26 protein-coding genes and 3 pseudogenes are annotated in these 16,519 nt (G+C 33.0%); 1 reads left to right on the top strand and 28 read right to left on the bottom strand.

The window, feature by feature from the left end; translation table 11 throughout:
• Positions 1 to 239 precede the first annotated feature (239 nt).
• The 8 genes and pseudogenes from GYY69_RS10055 to GYY69_RS12710 all read right to left on the bottom strand — a co-directional run bounded on the left by GYY69_RS10055 (position 240) and on the right by GYY69_RS12710 (position 3,856).
• Positions 240 to 719, bottom strand: coding sequence for an immunity 26/phosphotriesterase HocA family protein (locus GYY69_RS10055; RefSeq protein ID WP_174797547.1), 480 nt, complete (start codon positions 717 to 719; stop codon positions 240 to 242).
• 195 nt (positions 720 to 914) lie between these two features.
• Positions 915 to 1,097, bottom strand: a pseudogene (locus tag GYY69_RS13170) (RHS repeat-associated core domain-containing protein); the annotation flags it as partial.
• 116 nt (positions 1,098 to 1,213) lie between these two features.
• Entirely contained in the window at positions 1,214 to 1,651 is a 438-nt protein-coding gene (locus tag GYY69_RS10065; RefSeq protein ID WP_174797548.1) for a hypothetical protein, read from the bottom strand.
• Positions 1,644 to 1,916: an HNH/endonuclease VII fold putative polymorphic toxin gene (locus GYY69_RS13175; RefSeq protein WP_446718899.1), complete on the bottom strand. Its 273-nt coding sequence runs from the start codon at positions 1,914 to 1,916 to the stop codon at positions 1,644 to 1,646. The genes GYY69_RS10065 and GYY69_RS13175 overlap by 8 nt, the downstream gene beginning before the upstream one ends.
• Positions 1,917 to 1,934: 18 nt before the next feature.
• Positions 1,935 to 2,312 (bottom strand): annotated as a pseudogene (locus tag GYY69_RS13180) (RHS repeat domain-containing protein); the annotation flags it as partial.
• 400 nt (positions 2,313 to 2,712) lie between these two features.
• A complete protein-coding gene (locus tag GYY69_RS10075; RefSeq protein WP_174797549.1) occupies positions 2,713 to 3,090 on the bottom strand; it encodes an SMI1/KNR4 family protein in 378 nt (125 codons plus the stop codon).
• A 26-nt stretch (positions 3,091 to 3,116) separates the two neighbouring features.
• On the bottom strand, positions 3,117 to 3,386 hold the full coding sequence (locus GYY69_RS13185) for a hypothetical protein (RefSeq protein ID WP_446718900.1): 270 nt from the start codon (positions 3,384 to 3,386) through the stop codon (positions 3,117 to 3,119).
• On the bottom strand, positions 3,383 to 3,856 hold the full coding sequence (locus GYY69_RS12710; protein WP_342354077.1) for an RHS repeat domain-containing protein: 474 nt from the start codon (positions 3,854 to 3,856) through the stop codon (positions 3,383 to 3,385). Before GYY69_RS12710 ends, GYY69_RS13185 begins: the two co-directional genes overlap by 4 nt.
• A 169-nt stretch (positions 3,857 to 4,025) precedes the next feature.
• On the opposite strand from GYY69_RS12710, the gene GYY69_RS10090 reads away from it, so the two are divergent.
• Positions 4,026 to 4,220, top strand: coding sequence for a hypothetical protein (locus tag GYY69_RS10090; RefSeq protein ID WP_174797550.1), 195 nt, complete (start codon positions 4,026 to 4,028; stop codon positions 4,218 to 4,220).
• A gap of 157 nt (positions 4,221 to 4,377) precedes the next feature.
• Here GYY69_RS10090 and GYY69_RS10095 read toward each other — a convergent pair whose 3' ends face one another.
• The 20 genes and pseudogenes from GYY69_RS10095 to GYY69_RS10190 form a co-directional block, all read right to left on the bottom strand.
• Complete coding sequence (locus tag GYY69_RS10095) at positions 4,378 to 5,214, bottom strand: immunity 22 family protein (RefSeq protein WP_174797551.1); 837 nt, start codon at positions 5,212 to 5,214, stop codon at positions 4,378 to 4,380.
• Positions 5,215 to 5,234: 20 nt separating this feature from the next.
• On the bottom strand, positions 5,235 to 5,615 hold the full coding sequence (locus GYY69_RS10100) for a hypothetical protein (RefSeq protein WP_160430444.1): 381 nt from the start codon (positions 5,613 to 5,615) through the stop codon (positions 5,235 to 5,237).
• An 11-nt stretch (positions 5,616 to 5,626) separates the two neighbouring features.
• A pseudogene (locus tag GYY69_RS13190) lies at positions 5,627 to 5,908 on the bottom strand (RHS repeat domain-containing protein); the annotation flags it as partial.
• 140 nt (positions 5,909 to 6,048) lie between these two features.
• Positions 6,049 to 6,399 carry a hypothetical protein gene (locus GYY69_RS10110; protein WP_174797553.1) on the bottom strand — a complete coding sequence of 117 codons (351 nt, stop codon included), beginning with the start codon at positions 6,397 to 6,399 and terminating at the stop codon, positions 6,049 to 6,051.
• Positions 6,400 to 6,479: 80 nt separating this feature from the next.
• Positions 6,480 to 6,836, bottom strand: a complete 357-nt coding sequence (locus tag GYY69_RS10115; protein WP_174797554.1) for a hypothetical protein — start codon at positions 6,834 to 6,836, stop codon at positions 6,480 to 6,482.
• A gap of 80 nt (positions 6,837 to 6,916) precedes the next feature.
• On the bottom strand, positions 6,917 to 7,276 hold the full coding sequence (locus tag GYY69_RS10120) for a hypothetical protein (RefSeq protein WP_174797555.1): 360 nt from the start codon (positions 7,274 to 7,276) through the stop codon (positions 6,917 to 6,919).
• An 80-nt stretch (positions 7,277 to 7,356) separates the two neighbouring features.
• Positions 7,357 to 7,707, bottom strand: a complete 351-nt coding sequence (locus GYY69_RS10125; protein WP_174797556.1) for a hypothetical protein — start codon at positions 7,705 to 7,707, stop codon at positions 7,357 to 7,359.
• Between the two features lie 124 nt (positions 7,708 to 7,831).
• Positions 7,832 to 8,998, bottom strand: coding sequence for an RHS repeat domain-containing protein (locus tag GYY69_RS10130; RefSeq protein WP_202984993.1), 1,167 nt, complete (start codon positions 8,996 to 8,998; stop codon positions 7,832 to 7,834).
• Positions 8,999 to 9,166: 168 nt separating this feature from the next.
• The gene (locus GYY69_RS10135) at positions 9,167 to 9,748 is read right to left on the bottom strand and encodes a hypothetical protein (RefSeq protein WP_174797557.1); all 582 of its coding nucleotides are present in this window, start codon (positions 9,746 to 9,748) and stop codon (positions 9,167 to 9,169) included.
• Positions 9,726 to 10,277, bottom strand: coding sequence for an RHS repeat-associated core domain-containing protein (locus tag GYY69_RS10140; protein WP_174797570.1), 552 nt, complete (start codon positions 10,275 to 10,277; stop codon positions 9,726 to 9,728). Before GYY69_RS10140 ends, GYY69_RS10135 begins: the two co-directional genes overlap by 23 nt.
• Positions 10,278 to 10,795: 518 nt before the next feature.
• Positions 10,796 to 11,257, bottom strand: a complete 462-nt coding sequence (locus GYY69_RS10145) for a hypothetical protein (protein ID WP_160430439.1) — start codon at positions 11,255 to 11,257, stop codon at positions 10,796 to 10,798.
• Between the two features lie 35 nt (positions 11,258 to 11,292).
• On the bottom strand, positions 11,293 to 11,700 hold the full coding sequence (locus GYY69_RS10150; RefSeq protein ID WP_160430438.1) for an NTF2 fold immunity protein: 408 nt from the start codon (positions 11,698 to 11,700) through the stop codon (positions 11,293 to 11,295).
• A 155-nt stretch (positions 11,701 to 11,855) separates the two neighbouring features.
• Complete coding sequence (locus tag GYY69_RS10155) at positions 11,856 to 12,173, bottom strand: hypothetical protein (protein WP_174797558.1); 318 nt, start codon at positions 12,171 to 12,173, stop codon at positions 11,856 to 11,858.
• A 180-nt stretch (positions 12,174 to 12,353) separates the two neighbouring features.
• The gene (locus GYY69_RS10160; protein ID WP_174797559.1) at positions 12,354 to 12,647 is read right to left on the bottom strand and encodes a hypothetical protein; all 294 of its coding nucleotides are present in this window, start codon (positions 12,645 to 12,647) and stop codon (positions 12,354 to 12,356) included.
• A gap of 437 nt (positions 12,648 to 13,084) precedes the next feature.
• Positions 13,085 to 13,534, bottom strand: coding sequence for an SMI1/KNR4 family protein (locus tag GYY69_RS10165; RefSeq protein WP_174797560.1), 450 nt, complete (start codon positions 13,532 to 13,534; stop codon positions 13,085 to 13,087).
• 363 nt (positions 13,535 to 13,897) lie between these two features.
• Positions 13,898 to 14,236 carry a hypothetical protein gene (locus GYY69_RS10170; RefSeq protein ID WP_174797561.1) on the bottom strand — a complete coding sequence of 113 codons (339 nt, stop codon included), beginning with the start codon at positions 14,234 to 14,236 and terminating at the stop codon, positions 13,898 to 13,900.
• Between the two features lie 143 nt (positions 14,237 to 14,379).
• On the bottom strand, positions 14,380 to 14,748 hold the full coding sequence (locus tag GYY69_RS10175) for a hypothetical protein (protein WP_174797562.1): 369 nt from the start codon (positions 14,746 to 14,748) through the stop codon (positions 14,380 to 14,382).
• 103 nt (positions 14,749 to 14,851) lie between these two features.
• Complete coding sequence (locus GYY69_RS10180) at positions 14,852 to 15,190, bottom strand: hypothetical protein (RefSeq protein WP_174797563.1); 339 nt, start codon at positions 15,188 to 15,190, stop codon at positions 14,852 to 14,854.
• A 271-nt stretch (positions 15,191 to 15,461) separates the two neighbouring features.
• Positions 15,462 to 15,941, bottom strand: a complete 480-nt coding sequence (locus GYY69_RS10185) for a pentapeptide repeat-containing protein (RefSeq protein ID WP_065639011.1) — start codon at positions 15,939 to 15,941, stop codon at positions 15,462 to 15,464.
• Positions 15,942 to 16,183: 242 nt separating this feature from the next.
• Positions 16,184 to 16,354: a hypothetical protein gene (locus GYY69_RS10190; protein WP_174797564.1), complete on the bottom strand. Its 171-nt coding sequence runs from the start codon at positions 16,352 to 16,354 to the stop codon at positions 16,184 to 16,186.
• Between the last annotated feature and the right edge of the window lie 165 nt (positions 16,355 to 16,519).

The following is a 16,519-nucleotide window of genomic DNA, read 5'->3' on the forward strand; positions in this document are numbered from 1 at the left end:
TCTTGGTAGGGCCTGTAGATGTTTTCAGAACGTGAAATTATTTATTTCAAAACCGGTAATCCATACACGGGTGGGTATAAGCAGGTGTTAAATTGATTAACAGATATTGTTTGATGTAAAACCAAGTGGAATTTTTAATTAACCTTAGTATTATTGTGCTGGTTTCAGGGTATAGCACAAGTACTACTCCTGAAATAAATAAAAGCTGGAAAAAGTATCATACCCTTCCCAGCATGGTTTCAGATATCCTTTAATAATTCTTTTCTAATATTATAGTCACCCAATGGCGCTACACGAGGTAGGGATTCGGCTTCTTTTCCAGATATAGGAATTTCATTTTCCCAAATATCCATTTTTTTACACCACGGTTCTTCTCCATAGGTGAAATATACGCCATTCATATCGGTAGGCACATAGTTTTGTTGATGCCCGATTATTCTCCACTCACCTTCTGATTTCCTATCAAATAATGAGTAGCTGTCTAATATCACTGGTTCAATCAATCGCCGGGCTTGTTTGATTTCTGCCTCAGATATATCAGGAGAATTAGAAATGTTATCAAACAGCTCGGCAACATGACCAATAAAAATTTTGATAATAATTCTGCCAAAACAATATCTCTGTTCATCCAGCTTAAAGCAGAATATGTCTCCTGCCTTGATAAACCGTAGCATGGTGCGTGTTTTTTTATCCCAACCCCATAGTTTGAAATCACTCATCAGCATTTTCCTTTCCTATACGATCATTTATACTATTGCCTTGCATACTATGATAAGCTTCTTTGAATACTATAACTCTGTCATCAGAGGGCTTAGCGCTTATGGTCAAACGAGTTATATTTATTTCCTCTATTTGTAGAAGAAATTTCTTCACCTATAGTACCCGTTATGGTTTATATTTTTCTTCAATATTAAACCTAACAGATCAATCCAAGTCAACCCATTAGGTGCATACTGATATTGATTCAATCTGCTAGCTAAACCTATAGTGTCTGTCTGAATAAATCTAACAATATCAGGATTATAATTTCTGAAAGTATTGCAATGTAAGCCAGTTTTTCTGTGTAAATATTGTCCTTGATATCTGAGATTTTGCTCTATTGATTGATGCTCAATTTCCTAAATGCGCTTACCCCAGAGCTGATAGCTGCATTCTCAGACGATTTCGCTGTTTTCGTTGGTTAGCTCTTTTAGTGTGCCCTAACTGCATATTTCTAATTGTTTATACAATAATGAAGATATACTTCATATTCATCATCATTAATAACCAGTATCCTTTCAGGCTCTAAAAACAATAATGATAAATCAAAAGTTTGATTGTATCTAAATATACTATTTAAAAAATCATCTAGATTATTAATATTTAAGTGAATAGCAATTTTTTCTTCAACTAGTTGAATGCATTTTGAAAAGCCATTATTTTTCAAAGTTTTATTAACAATTTCAATCAGCTTTTTTTTGCTAATTGGGTGATCCAATGTCATTCTACTATCAATTTGCTCAATCTTGAAAAAAAGTTTAAGCTGTTTTTTATACCAAACAAAATCTTCATCATTAACATATGAAATTGTAAATGATTCAATTCCTTTTAATTGGCTAACATATTCTTTTGCTTTTATATAAAGTAATTTTTTTTCGAGTTTATTATTCATAATATATGTGATGATCATTTGTTAACGGATCAATAATCTTTAGATATCGCTCTTCTTTGAAGTCATAGGTCATTGAATTGGCGCCACGTTTTGGTTGACCTGCATGTGTATGAGCACTTTTGGCTCTTGGATCATTTGTATGTTCTACAATGACAAGTTTATGTCCTTGTGCATTTTTATATTCATAATATCTTCCATGTGAACCTAAATCTTCTGAATTTGAAGCCTGTCGTCGATTAAGTTTAGGCCCCCCCCTCCCACGGATCCACCCAAGTTAACCCATTGCATCCTGATACAGATTCAATCCACCCAGCAACCCAATCGGGTCTGGCTGAGTAAATCTAACTATATCCGGATCATAGTACCTGAAAGTATTGTAATGTAAGCCGGTTTCTCTGTCTAAATATTGTCCCTGATACCTGAGGTTTTGCTCTATGGATTCGTGTTCGATTTCATGAATCCGCTTTCCCCATAACTGAAAGCTACATTCCTACAGTAATTCGCCGTTGGCATCGGTAAGCTCTTCCGAACAGCCGTTTCGGTCGGTGTGGAAGTACATTACCCTTTCTGGGTCATTACCTCGTTTATCTATCCGCGCCAATGGTTCGTATCTGTTCTGGTCGGTATAGATATACAGGCTGGTAGGGTGATTTGGGCGGGATGGGATTCTGATTACGCTGTATCTGTTTGTGTTGCACACAGCTGTTGCGGTCGTATTTGAACTGGGTGTTGAGGCGGCCATAGGCGTCGTAGTTAAAGCCGAGTTTGCGTCCAGCGGAACCGATGCGAGTGTGTACCAGTCCGCACGGGTCGCGGTGGTAGTGGTGCTGTAGCCGGCAGGGTCGGTATAGGTCAGTAGCTGGCAGCATTAAATAATATAAAACGCATAGCATAGTTTTATATGCGATTTTTTTTGATAAAAATGTATTTTTATACATTTTCTATCGATTAAGGCACTTCTCCATAATCATTTTTCAAGACATTATATTCTATATTTCAGTTGTCATTCTCAATTCTATAAGAAAATTATACGGCTAGTATTATTCATGTTTACAAATATGTCATTCGATATATTTTCCTAAGTGATAAATATCAGTTGCCTCTTTATTCATTTCTAAAGAACCTAAAGCACCTAAATCCAAACTATATATATTATCAGACTCATTATTTTTCTTGACGTATATAAAATAGCCTATATCACCATTTTGGCCTATTAAAAAATAATTGGGTTCAATGTTTTGTATACTATATACATCATTTCTTTCTTGAATGTTATATATGTTATATATGTATATATATTCTTCTTTTTCAGTGATTAATTCATATGGTTCTTTATCTTGAACCTCTTCTGACAAAAATCTTACATATAAACTTGGAAATTTGATATTGATTTCTTTTTCAAGAATATACAACATTTCTATAATTAATTTCTTTTCCATAAAAAATTTACCATTCAATTAATATTCTATAAGTCAAAAAAAGGATTATTTATGTTATCACTTCTAATTCTATCGAAATATTTGTAAGAATCGTTTAACACTTTTCTTGCTTGTGCTTTAGGTACACCGGCGTCAAGCATTTCTCTGTAACTTATGTTGAATTCTTGTTTTAAGGTTGTATTCCATCCTTCATTAAGTGATCTTCTAGCTCTTTGTGCTTGACTAATGTTAGCATGTGGTAAACCAGAAGATTGTAATAATGTTGCTGGTGCAGCATTGCTTCGATAACTAGTTATATTTCTTTTAGCCCAAGCATCTTGTTTTGGATGATGGCTTTGTACGAACCATCAGATCTAGTGTTTCTATGGCCTAAAGCTCTATTTGCATTAGGAGATAAGTTACCATGTACGTCTACATCACCTTTTTTATAGCCATTTGGAGCTTTATATATTAATCCCCACGGATCCACCCAAGTCAATCCATTAGGCGCATACTGATACAGATTAAACCCACCCAGCAACCCAATCGGGTCTGGCTGAGTAAATCTACCTATATCTGGATCATAGTACCTGAAAGTATTGTAATGTAAGCCGGTTTCTCTGTCTAAATATTGTCCCTGATACCTGAGGTTTTGCTCTATGGATTCGTGTTCGATTTCATGAATCTGCTTTCCCCATAACTGAAAGCTACATTCCCACAGTATTTTGCCGTTTGCATCGGTAAGCTCTTCCGGACAGCCGTTCAGGTCGGCGTGGAAGTAGCGGATATGTTATCTTGGTTGCCGTCTGTATCTATCCGCGCCAGTGGTTCATAGCTGTTCTGGTCGGTATAGATATACAGGCTGGTAGGGTGTTCGGGCCGGTTTCCTGAATCATTCTTAATCCGTCCCACAGGAAGCGGGTACGGTGGTAGGGTTGGTTTTCGCGGTCTAGCTGATGCTTTTAGATACGCCGGCCAAGGGCGTCGTAAACGTAGCCGTAGCGCTGGCTGCGGTCTGTTTGTTCGATGCGTACTTCGCTCAGGCGGTGTTCGGCGTCGTAGTGGTAGTGCTGGGTGGCGCCGATGCTTTGTTTGGTTTGGGTTCGACCGTGCTCGTCATAGCGGTAGTGGTGGCTTCTGAAATGCAGTAGCTGGTTACAGCGAATCAGGTTGTGGTTGCTGTGTTTTTTGCTTACCAGCCGGTCGAGGTTGTCGTACTGGTAGCTGCGTTCGATGAGGATACTGGTAAATCATCTTCAATAGTTGTATTCTTACAAATAGCGTACAATATTAATCCGCATGTTGATATTAAAACTTAAATACGCCTATATATTTAAGTCCGTTATAATTTTCTTTATAAGGTTTTTTAATCGCTACTTCACTTGCTTTATACCAAACTAATGCATTGGCTTTGGTTATGCCTAGTTGGTGACATTTTTCGATAATATTTTGTCTACAATCTAATTCGGGAGAGATTAATTTATCAATTAATTTTCCTACATCAATCTCTTTTTTCAGTGGTTTAGGATAACCAATAAAATCCTCATCATACCAATTGTTGCCTACATCTTTACAAAACCCACAAACTTTATAATCAGGGTCATCTAATTCCTCAGCAACATAATCCAGCTCAAAATATTTATTATATTCCTCAACTGGCATAAAATTGGTTCCTATCCATAGATATTGATCCGATGAAAGATCTTCAGACCCATATGATGGGTATTTAGTATCCGCATTAAATTCACCTATATATTTAAGTCCGTTATAATTTTCTTTATAAGGTTTTTGTACCTCCAAATTTAACCACGGATCATTATTAATGTACCAGAATACCGCATTGGCAGTTGTAATACCTAATTTAGTACAATTTTCATTAATTTTTTTCTTTTCACTTTCATTTACTTTTATTTTATCAATAATCCAATTGATGTTCTGGGATGAAAAAAGCCTATTAGGCATAACAAGCCGTTCTGGCATGTAAACAAGTTCGCCTATATCTGCACAAAATAAGCTTGTTGGTTCATCTGAATCAATCTGTAAATTTTCAATTTCTTCAAAATAGTGTTGATATTCTTCATCTGATGAAAAATTATTACCTATCCATAGCAGAATAGTAACTTTATCAAAATTAAATTTACTCATGCTAACTAATCCTTAATTGACTAACATTTAGATTTATATCTTATATGCTTATTATGCATTGACATTATAGTTCTTTCAGCCTCTCTTTTCGATTTGACACCGCTTAATTTCTTTATTAGATTATCATGAAAATATTTACTAGCATTGCTATTATGATGATCTCCTTGAATTAGGATCCCAGTTTTTTTATTTTCAATATCTACAAAATAAATATCCTTTGTTGATACGGCCATTGCTTTTAATTCCTGAGCAGTAAATCCTAATGATTTAGTCTTAGCTGCTAGCACAACAGGAAATTTTTCATGTTTACCGCCACCATTGCGTAAAGCTCGTTTTACAGCTTCAATGTTCTGATTAATATCATCGACTGTTGCATCATTATCAAACCTCCTCTTAGCCACGGGTTTTTAGCCCATCCCCACGGATCAATCCAAGTCAACCCATTAGGCGCATACTGATACAAATTAAACCCACCCAGCAACTCAATCGGGTCTGGCAGGGTAAAGCGCCCTATATCCGGATCATAATACCTGAAAGTATTGTAATGTAAGCCAGTTTCTCTGTCTAAATATTGTCCCTGATATCTGAGGTTTTGCTCTATTGATTCGTGTTCGATTTCATGAATCCGTTTTCCCCATAACTGAAAGCTGTATTCCCACAGTAATTCGCCGTTGGCATCGATCAGTTCTTTCGGCACTTTCTAGTATTAATGAATAGCCTTTTATTTTGTTAAATATTTATTGACTAAAAATTTTTCTTAATAAATTATGATAATTTTACCCCTAAATACCAATTCAAGACGTATAAAGATTTAGATCTAATATTGTTTAGATCTTACTTATCTGTATTTTCATCTTTACTAAGACTTTTTCTAAATTCATCTAATTTTTTCGGTTCAAAATTATGAATATACATTAATGTCGCTATGCCGGTTTTATTATTTACTTCTCTTAGCCATTCACAAAAATTATCAAATATAATATCGTCACATTCCTCTTGGAATAAAAATCCACCATCCGTATGTGAGTCAATTAATTGCCCTAAAGCACAAATAAATTCATCTTTATTTTTAATGAGCCAACTCATAGGTAGTTTAGTCATAATACCTATTAGCTTTAGTTCATCATCATAATCTAAAAGGGACGGTTTATTTTTCAAAAATTTGTACAGTATATTCTCGTTCATAAATTAATATCCTGATCCATCTAATGGAATATGGGCTGCATTTCTATCACGTTTAAATTCTCTCCATTATTGTTTAGATCTTACTTATTTGTATTTTCATCTTTTCTAATATTTTTTCTAAATTCATCTAGTCCTAGTGCTTTCGGATCAAAATCATCAATATACATTAATGTCGCTATGCCGGTTTTATTATTTACTTCTCTTAGCCATTCACAAAAATTATCAAATATAATATCGTCACATTCCTCTTGTAATAAAAATCCACCATCCGTATGTGAGTCATATAATTGGTCTAAAGCACAAATAAATTCATCTTTATTTTTAATGAGCCAACTCATAGGTAGTTTAGTCATAATACCTATTAGCTTTAGTTCATCATCATAATGTAAAAGGGATGGTTTATTTTTCAAAAAATTGTATAGTATATTCTCGTTCATAAATTAATATCCTGATCCCTCTAATGGAATATGAGCTGCATTTCTATCACGTTTAAATTCTCTCCATTATTGTTTAGATCTTACTTATCTGTATTTTCATCTTTTCTAATATTTTTTCTAAATTCATCTAGTCCTAGTGCTTTCGGATCAAAATCATCAATATACATTAATGTCGCTATGCCGGTTTTATTATTTACTTCTCTTAGCCATTCACAAAAATTATCAAATATAATATCGTCACATTCCTCTTGTAATAAAAATCCACTACCTATCGTATGTGAGTCAGATAAATGCATTAAAGCATCAATAAATTCATCTTTATTTTTAATGAGCCAACTCATAGGTAGTTTAGTCATAATATCCATTAACTTTAGTTCATCATCATAATCTAAATAGGTTGGTTTATTTTTCAAAAATTTGTATAGTATATTCTCGTTCATAAATTAATATCCTGACCCCTCTAATGGAATATGAGCTGCATTTCTATCTCGTTTAAATTCTCCCCATTATTGTTTAGATCTTACTTATCTGTATTTTCATCTTTTCTAAGACATTTTCTAAATTCATCTATTCCTTCCGAACTCAAATCTTTAATATAGATTAATGTCGCTATGCCAGTTTTATTATTTACTTCTTTTAGCCATTCACAAAAATTATCAAATATAATATCGTCACATTTCTCTTGATATAAAAATCCAGTTTCTGTATGTGAGATCTCTAATTCCTCTAAAGCATCAATAAATTCCTTTTTATTTTTAATGAGCCAACTCATAGGTAGTTTAGTCATAATATCCATTAGCTTTAGTTCATCATCATAATCTAAATAGGTTGGTTTATTTTTCAAAAATTTGTACAGTATATTCTCGTTCATAAATTAATATCCTGACCCCTCTAATGGAATATGAGCTGCATTTTTATCACAGTCAAATTCTCCCCATGTTCCATCTGTTCTATAATTCTTATCAATTGTAGTATTCTTAATACTTGCTGTTGGTTCATTTGATGAATTTGATGTTGGCACATTTTGCTTGTGCAGCAGGATCCATGCCATGTCCATGTATTTGATATCCTTCACCTTCATACTTAAATCCACCTTTGGGGAAACGATTAGGATCAGCATAGGAAGTATTTGGTATTCCTCCTTGTATGGCCCATGCATCTATGTCTGCTTTATTCACCCTCCCATTTTTAACTAATTCTGATGGATCAGTTGGGCGTTTGGTAAAACGTCCTGTTTCATTATTACGCGAACGATTCGACTTACTATTAAAACTACAGCTCAACCCAAGTAGATCGACCCAAGTCAATCCATTAGGCGCATACTGATACAGATTAAAGCCACCCAGCAGTCCAATCAGATCCGGCTGGGTAAATCTACCAATATATGGATCATAATGCCTGAAAGTATTGTAATGTAAGCCGGTTTCTCTGTCTAAATATTGTCCCTGATACCTGAGATTTTGCTCTACTGATTCGTGTTCGATTTCATGAATCCGCTTTCTCCATAACTGAAAGCTACATTCCCACAGTATTTCGCCGTTTGCATCGGTAAGCTCTTCCGGACAGCCGTTCAGGTCGGTGTGGAAGTACATTACCCTTTCTGGCTCATTACCTCGTTTATCTATCCGTGCCAGTGGGTCGTAGCTGTTCTGGTCGGTATAGATATACAGGCTGGTCGGGTGATTCGGGCCGGTTTCCTGAATCATTCTTAAGCCGACCCACAGGAAGCGGGTACGGTTGTAAGGTTTGCCTTCGCGGTCTAACTTCTGTTTTTCGATGCGTCTGCCAAGGGCGTCGTAGAGGTAGTGGTGCCCTCTGAAATGCAGCAGCTGGTTACAGCGAATCAGGTTGTGGTTGCTGTAGTCTTCTCTGTATTTGCTGTCCAGCAGGTTGGCAGCGGCATCGTATTGCAGGGTTTCCCAGTATCTCTGGTTGCGGCAGCCTTCGATTCTGCCGGTGCGATCATAGCGATAATCGGTCTGGCCGTATTTGCTGTGCTTTTTGCTTACCAATCGGTCGAGGTTGTCGCGTTCGATATCGCTGATGATGTGGCTGTCGATGTTAATCTGGTGCAGGTGGCCGGAACCGTAATATAGGCTGTTGATGGTACGCCCATCCGGCAGGGTGGTGGTGATGCGGTTGCCCAGTGGGTCGTACACCATCGGTTGACGTTTAGACGGTCACGTAACGTTAATATCCTGATTTTATTTTAATATTGCTATTAATGGCAGTAATTTAGTATGGCCGAAGCATTTGTTATGGCCTTCTGGTTAGGTAAAGCTTACTTTTACAGCTGTGCTAGTAACCTTTATTGTTTCGCTATTTTAAAACTATCGTATTGTATATACCCATAATGATTCTTTTTTTGTTTTAAAAAAATTAGAGGAAGAAAAGTCGATATCATTCTTTTTTGAATATGAAAGTAATAGATCATAGGTAACCCTATCTCTAATTCGCTTTTTATTATATTGTTCTTTGTCTTCAAACCACAAAAGATCACCTTTTTCATAAAAAAGCCATTTATCTTCTTTCATTGCCCTAACTAAGCGGACAGTTTCTCCAGAATCGGTAAAACTCATCTCTATTAAAGGGTAAGCTCCACTTAGTATCCTAAATGATAGATAGCTTGAATGGTTTGCTTCCGTTATACAATAAAGTAAGGAATCCCAACCATCAGATGAATTAGATACAAAGATTAGTTTATTATCATTCACACATGAATAATAAAAAGCTCCTACTGGTGGTAGAGCACCACCTTTTTGAATATTCAAATGTATTTCTTCAATTAGTTTTCTACTTTTTTGAGGCTCATACGGCCAGTTTAATCCATTTTGAATAATACTTTCAATCTCTGTGAGATTACTATTAACTATGGAAAACGCTAACATCTTATTCATATATTGAAAAGCCATTTAAAATATTTCCTGAATTGTCAATTAACCAAAATGTATTTCTGGCATTAGGATCAAGTCTTGGAATTGTATTCTGATGTCCAAGGCTACCCTTTAATGTTGTATCCACTTCAATATTATGGTGTTTACCACCTAAATCAAATTGAATATCTGGCCTATTTTTACCAACTTCATTACCTTTAATATCTACTTGACGTTGATTTTTTCGGATGTTTCTAGCACCTAGCTTTCTAGCATTCTTAATAATATTGTCAATAAAATTATTATGAGCTAATCCACCGTGTTTTTTTCCATTACCATTATTCGGACAAGCAGCCCATCCCCACGGATCAATCCAAGTCAACCCATTAGGCGCATACTGATACAGATTAAAACCACCCAGCAACCCAATCGGATCCGGCTGGGTAAATCTATCTATATCTGGATCATAATACCTGAAAGTATTGTAATGTAAGCTGGTTTTTCTGTGTAAATATTGTCCTTGATATCTGAGATTTTGCTCTACTAATTCGTGTTCGATTTCATGAATGCGCTTACACCATAACTGAAAGCTACATGCCTAAAGTATTTCGCCGTGTGCATCGGTAAGCTGTTCTGGTCGGTATAAATATATACAGGCTGGTAGGGTGATTCGTGGCGGCTTCCTGAGTCATTCTTAAGCCATCCCACAGGAAGCGGGTACGGTTAGGGTTTGCGGTCTATTTAATGATTTTCGATACGCCGGCCTAAGGCGTCGTAAACGTAGCCGTAACACTGGCTGCGGTCTGTTTATTCGATGCGTACCTCTTTCAGGCAGTGTTCGGCATCGTAATGGTACGCTGGTAGTCTTTTTGCGTTGTAAACGGACGCACTTATTTTGGGACTTATGTTATTTTCTTATATATAAATCCTTAGCAATCTATATGTTTGATCAGTTAACTTTTCTGGTTATAGAGCAGATGTTTTGGCTACAATATGCATCTTAAATCTATCAATTGTATAGTTAGGAGGATTTTGTTGGTATCTAAAATTATTTACTCTATATTATGATTCTTTGCAATTACCTATCTAAAAATTTTTCACATGGTTTTGTATCAATTTTAAATTTTTTTTCAACTCTATTACATCTTTTAAGTTTTCTGCTTCACTAGGTATATTTCGAATCAATAAATTTGCATTTTTCTTTAATAGGTTAAACAAATGGAGGCATTCTATTTTACCGCTATATATTACTTCTTTTTTATCATATCTATCTTCTATAAATTCAATATTACAAGTTTCACTAACAAAATGAACCTCAAAATAGAATGGTCCATCCATAAAACTAAAATGAGCTTTAGCTATATTATTTTTTTTAATTTTACAAGCTTCCTTTAACCACCAACTTAATATAATGACAGTAAAATCATCCCATTTCTTTTCTGGAAAAAATATATTTCCGATTTGGAAATATATTTCCGAAAATATTTGAGTTGATACTTTATTTTTTGATACACGAATAGAATCAGGATTAATTATTAAATTAATCATTATAGGACTCCTTTAGGATAAGCAGTTTCAATTTATTACAATGGATATTTGTCCCAGTTATTATCAAACTTATCATATACCTCTTTTTTATCAATACGCCACTCATGTTTTTTGTAATGCAAGGTATAACGAAATTGACTTTTTGCACGATTTTGTTGTTGAGTGTAAATAATTACTTTATTACCTTTGAGTTCTTCTATTTTTAATATCTCTTCATCTGGTGAGTACTCTGGTGGGTTTCCACAAGATAATGCAGCTTGTCGACCATATTTCCGCTCTTTTTTTGTACAAAAATTATTAAATATAAAATTCAAATCTTTAGTCATTTGTAAATAAGCTTCTTCTGAAGAATCACTTTTCAATTTTGGATAGCAAACTATTTCCCAATTATTCATAGCAATAATGAATTCTTTTAATCTATTTTTCGCAATTTCAATATCCATTTAGTTCACCTCATTTTTAAAAACATGATTTAACGCATTTTCCCATTTTGGAAAACTGAGTGATTCTCCCCAAAATATTAGACAGTGCCCACCTCTATCATTTTGTCGTTAAAGCAGCATAGATCTAGAGACAATTTTTTGAACTCAACACGAATCTATTTATTTTGCCTGTTTATATTTATTCCCATCCATGATAATTCATTTGGTTCTGTATACCTATTATGAGGATCAAAATATCGGGGTAGCAATAAATCCTTTGCAGCATAATAGTATAAAATAGTTATAATATTTTTTTGTATTTCTTTTAAAGTCTCCTTATTTTCGCAACCAGTAATTTTATAAATTTCCTTATCACTACAATTTTCTAAGACATAGTTAATACATGATTCATAAATCATTAACCCATCTTCAGATATATCAAGATGAAATTGATTCACGGTTCCTGACGGATTTATATGCTCTAATAAATACATTTTTCTCTCTAAACTTTATATAATCATAATATACTTTTGAACTCATCAAGTTCACTTTGTGTTAATCTTTGCTACAGGTTAGTATTTTAATTCATTCAATGTTGAACGATTTTCTTAGTGTTAGACATGTTATCAACAAATAAATTTTAATTTAATGATTTATTATAATTTATCTTGGTTTTATTTATTAATAGTTCGCTTTAGTAATAGCTCAATCCATGGATTTGTATTTTTTAACAATTGCTTATCTATAGAAAAATCGGCACTTGATTCAATAAGATGTAATAATGTCCACGCTAACCCATAACTTTCATCCTTACCAAAGAGTGTAATTAGTTTAGTGGCTTCTTCGTTTGATAAGGGTGGTTGAATGCTATGTAAAATATTCTGATATTTCTGAATAAAGTCAATATCAGAACACGTTTCTGAAGGCAAAGGTCCCATTTTAATAAGTTCATTAACAGATTGTCTCATAAAGGTTCTAACCATGTTTTCATTAATTTTAGAAAGTTTATTTTGTAGTCTTTAAGAATATCTTTAATAAGTTTATCGATTTAGAACTAACTATGTCGCTTATATCTTTAATATAATTTTGCTTGCTTGCCTGAATAATAATCCAAAATCTTGTATTGTTGTTGTCGCAGCTTGGTATTCATAAGTTATTGGTAAATAGTTTCATGAAGATGATGTTGACCAGCTATATTTTGCTTGCAATGCCCGCCATTATCAATAACAGAAAACAATAAGCTAAATTGTGACATCCAAAGGTTGAATTTAATCAACAACTGAAATAAGGTAGCCCAAATAAAAAATGCTCTATATCATGTCAATCAAAGTCTAAAAATGCATCACTTTTATAATAAAACATGTAAGGCCTAAATAAATCATCTTTAGAATATTTTGGCTATAAGTTATGTGTGTAGATTGACATATTCCTCAAAAAAAATGCTGAATGACGGTGCAAGGATATCTGATATTTTTTTTGAGAAAAGATCATAATTAACTATTTGCCCATAAGTATCTTTTCTACAATCAACACACCAACATACATCGTCATCTTTAAAATAAATAACCGCCATATCTGATGGTAAGGTGTATTCATTGCGACACTGATAAGTGTCATAATAAATTGCTCCTCCAGACTCAGCCAAGGCATCATTATCAACTATGCCTGATATTTCTTCTCCAACAATACCACCGCCACCTACTAATAAAATAAACTCTTTTAATTCATATGGTAACGATAATTTTAGCTTGTTTTCGAGTATATTAATTTGTGATGCATCACAAGCTCCAAGCCAATATACTTCGTCTTGAGCTTCATCATTTAAGCGCTTAATAAGACTGTTAATATCACTCATATAATTACCTCACACAAAATGCAATACACTATTACAGCATTACACAATTAGTTAAATTTTATAATAAGGAAAAACATATTAGGGAAATGTATTGTTATAGTAAAACACTTTGGAAAACTTAGATAGACACAAAAGCGCTAGTCCAGAAAGAGCAACAAGAGGATTTATTTTGCTGACCATACTCGCATTCAGGTAAAATGAATGCTGATAAATAATTTGTCTGTTAGGTTAATTTTGAACTACCATTTTGTGTATTACCAATGATTACGGCAATTTGAAATAGAAAAATTCAATGTTTCTTGCCCAAAATAAATATTAAACGGTATTTACAACTATTACTTTAGTTCATTTTTATATTTTCTTTTATTTATATGGTGACATGAGTCTATTGACTTCCTCAACTGTTAAATTAAAACAATCTATAGTATTTATGTGGATATTTATATTTAACTGTTTATTTATTCGTTTCAACCAATGGTAAAAATCAATAAAAATATTTTCATTATTTTTTGTTAATTCCATAAAACCTGAGTCTCCATGAGATAGTTCTAATGATTCTACGATACATCGAAAAATATCCTTATTTTTGATTAAATCATCAGATTTAAGGTTCATTAATTCTTTTATTATTGATATTTCTGCTGAAATACCCATTATTGTAGGAAGAGATAAAATCTTGTGATTTATTTCTTTTAAATTCATATTAATTACCTTAATAAAATAATCCATCAAGGGAGAACATGCGCACTGTTAGTTTATGTGCTAGTTTATTTGTTTTATCTGTAATCTATCCTTTGTTCCTAGCTTGTATAGCTGTAACAAAAAATATCACTGATATATAATCTTTATTTGTATTGACTAAATCTTTCTATCCAGCCATTTTCTGTTAAAAGTTCACCAGATAAACCATCACTAATGTTAACAATGTTTTTTTCATTTTTACCATTTTTAGATATTAATAATCTCATATTTTCTTCATTTTGTTCTAGCATATTTAATGTATTGTAAATAACACTATCAATAGCAATAACAGCAACTTTTTTTAAAATATCAATTTGATTTCTATCAAATATTTTTAGTTCATTATTTAATTTAACCATATTTTCAGATTTCATTTTACCCTGAACCATTGCTTCAAATTCGAAAATGGCTTGATCTCTAACATAACTAATAATCTTTTGACCAAAAATATCAAGTAATTCTTTATCTAACATATTAATCCTCCTTTTATATAGGCGCACCAAATCAGACAGTTCACAATCACAGTTTTTGTTTGACGCAAACAATTAACCCTTTGTTACAATTTATAGTAAAGCGTTAATCACTGGGATATTTGTCTAAATACCCCCGACTTGATGGATATTTTGTAAAAAAAGAAATTTTATTTTTATCGATAAATTGAATATCAAAAATTCTAGAACAATTTTTTTCCAAACCAATATCATACAAATATAATTTTTTCTCAATTTCATCCAAAAGTGATATTGCCATATCATTAATAATTGCATGACATTCATTAATAAAAAAAATTACTTCTTCCGGAAAATTAGACTCAATAATCACGCCTTCATAATAATAATCAAACTTGTCAATTTTGTTATATTCGATAAGAGCATATCTCTGTTTATCTCTAAATGAAATAATATAGTCTTTCATTATTACCCTCTAAATCCGTTGAAAATACCGAACAGTTTATTTTGTTAGCATTAAAACTATTCACACTTTTTGAACGAATTAATATTGCATTATTTATTTCCAACTTCTCTTTAAATGGAGTATGAATAATAGCAAATCTGATTTTTTAAGATCTGTGATTTTGCTTTTATTTCATCTGTTAGTAATTGAATCAGCACGGTTAACGACAAGAACAGAAGCATTTGGTAGATGTTAATCTTGTTAAAATAGAATAAGTTGCTATTCATAATATTTATTGCAAAATAGCGCCATTGTTCTCCGGTGAAAAATATTTTGGCCAAATGGTATACTTGTCATATATTGCCCCTATAAAACTTGCTTCATTTATTCTCATTGCATTTACATTTGCTCTTTTTAAATTACTTCCATTGAAATTTGCATTAAATAAATCAGCGCCTGATAAATTAGCTCTTTGTAAATTAGCATTTAGTAAAAAAGCGCCATTTAACTTGCAGTTCGACATCTGAGCATTTAATAATGATGCATTGATTAAATTTGAATTCATTAATAATGCATTGGCAAAATCAGCATTATCTAAAATACAATTTGAAAAATTTACACTCCGTAAATTAGCATATTTAAAATTAACATCACGCAATGAATATCCCGTAAATATAGCTGTATGTAATATCGAATTACTAAAATCGAAACCATCAAATGTTGTTACATCAAATTCTTGTGTGCTGCCAGATTCAAAATGAATGGTAATCATTAATAATTCTCCTAGTTACAGAGGTTAACTTTTGTTATAGACATAGATTTAATTTTTAGGATATTACTTGGTGCAAGCATTCCTTACCATAATACCTGAAAGTATGGTAATGTAAGCTGGTTTCTTATAGGATTTTTCGGTTTTAATGACAAGCGTAATTGAGTTGTTGTGTATAGCCGTTTAGATCGGTCTGCTCGATTAATCAGCCAATGTTGCTATATTGGAAAAAAGCTAGGAGCAATTTAAGAAAGAGTAACCATTTCAACTTTTCCATCTAGTAATAAACAGATCACGATTCCTTTTCCTTCCAGTCGAACTCCATCACAAAATTGAGTTACATTCCAATCTTTTATTTTAGACAGCGCTAGCCAATCATCAAGTTTCCAGCTATTTATGCTACCAAGGATGACCATCTTTTTTCTAAAACCATGCATGTCAATATTTATACTTATGTAACTATCCCCTAAAATAGTACAGCAAAAAAGTAGAAAATTCTCTATGATAAAAGTAAAGGGGATTTAATTATGAAAAAAATGACCGAACATCAGATTGTATCTATTTTAAAAGAAGCTGAAGCC

The sequence above is a fragment of the Gilliamella sp. ESL0250 genome (assembly GCF_013345045.1).
GTDB lineage: Bacteria > Pseudomonadota > Gammaproteobacteria > Enterobacterales > Orbaceae > Gilliamella > Gilliamella apicola_H.

What these genes read in the sequence shown, in the direction of transcription:
- GYY69_RS10055 (WP_174797547.1), bottom strand. Translation starts at nt 719, where the DNA reads ATGAGTGATTTCAAACTATGGGGTTGGGATAAAAAAACACGCACCATG.
- GYY69_RS10065 (WP_174797548.1), bottom strand. Translation starts at nt 1,651, where the DNA reads ATGAATAATAAACTCGAAAAAAAATTACTTTATATAAAAGCAAAAGAA.
- GYY69_RS10075 (WP_174797549.1), bottom strand. Translation starts at nt 3,090, where the DNA reads ATGGAAAAGAAATTAATTATAGAAATGTTGTATATTCTTGAAAAAGAA.
- GYY69_RS10090 (WP_174797550.1), top strand. Translation starts at nt 4,026, where the DNA reads ATGCTTTTAGATACGCCGGCCAAGGGCGTCGTAAACGTAGCCGTAGCG.
- GYY69_RS10095 (WP_174797551.1), bottom strand. Translation starts at nt 5,214, where the DNA reads ATGAGTAAATTTAATTTTGATAAAGTTACTATTCTGCTATGGATAGGT.
- GYY69_RS10110 (WP_174797553.1), bottom strand. Translation starts at nt 6,399, where the DNA reads ATGAACGAGAATATACTGTACAAATTTTTGAAAAATAAACCGTCCCTT.
- GYY69_RS10115 (WP_174797554.1), bottom strand. Translation starts at nt 6,836, where the DNA reads ATGAACGAGAATATACTATACAATTTTTTGAAAAATAAACCATCCCTT.
- GYY69_RS10120 (WP_174797555.1), bottom strand. Translation starts at nt 7,276, where the DNA reads ATGAACGAGAATATACTATACAAATTTTTGAAAAATAAACCAACCTAT.
- GYY69_RS10125 (WP_174797556.1), bottom strand. Translation starts at nt 7,707, where the DNA reads ATGAACGAGAATATACTGTACAAATTTTTGAAAAATAAACCAACCTAT.
- GYY69_RS10130 (WP_202984993.1), bottom strand. Translation starts at nt 8,998, where the DNA reads ATGGTGTACGACCCACTGGGCAACCGCATCACCACCACCCTGCCGGAT.
- GYY69_RS10135 (WP_174797557.1), bottom strand. Translation starts at nt 9,748, where the DNA reads ATGGCTTTTCAATATATGAATAAGATGTTAGCGTTTTCCATAGTTAAT.
- GYY69_RS10145 (WP_160430439.1), bottom strand. Translation starts at nt 11,257, where the DNA reads ATGATTAATTTAATAATTAATCCTGATTCTATTCGTGTATCAAAAAAT.
- GYY69_RS10150 (WP_160430438.1), bottom strand. Translation starts at nt 11,700, where the DNA reads ATGGATATTGAAATTGCGAAAAATAGATTAAAAGAATTCATTATTGCT.
- GYY69_RS10155 (WP_174797558.1), bottom strand. Translation starts at nt 12,173, where the DNA reads ATGTATTTATTAGAGCATATAAATCCGTCAGGAACCGTGAATCAATTT.
- GYY69_RS10160 (WP_174797559.1), bottom strand. Translation starts at nt 12,647, where the DNA reads ATGAGACAATCTGTTAATGAACTTATTAAAATGGGACCTTTGCCTTCA.
- GYY69_RS10165 (WP_174797560.1), bottom strand. Translation starts at nt 13,534, where the DNA reads ATGAGTGATATTAACAGTCTTATTAAGCGCTTAAATGATGAAGCTCAA.
- GYY69_RS10170 (WP_174797561.1), bottom strand. Translation starts at nt 14,236, where the DNA reads ATGAATTTAAAAGAAATAAATCACAAGATTTTATCTCTTCCTACAATA.
- GYY69_RS10175 (WP_174797562.1), bottom strand. Translation starts at nt 14,748, where the DNA reads ATGTTAGATAAAGAATTACTTGATATTTTTGGTCAAAAGATTATTAGT.
- GYY69_RS10180 (WP_174797563.1), bottom strand. Translation starts at nt 15,190, where the DNA reads ATGAAAGACTATATTATTTCATTTAGAGATAAACAGAGATATGCTCTT.
- GYY69_RS10185 (WP_065639011.1), bottom strand. Translation starts at nt 15,941, where the DNA reads ATGATTACCATTCATTTTGAATCTGGCAGCACACAAGAATTTGATGTA.
- GYY69_RS10190 (WP_174797564.1), bottom strand. Translation starts at nt 16,354, where the DNA reads ATGGTCATCCTTGGTAGCATAAATAGCTGGAAACTTGATGATTGGCTA.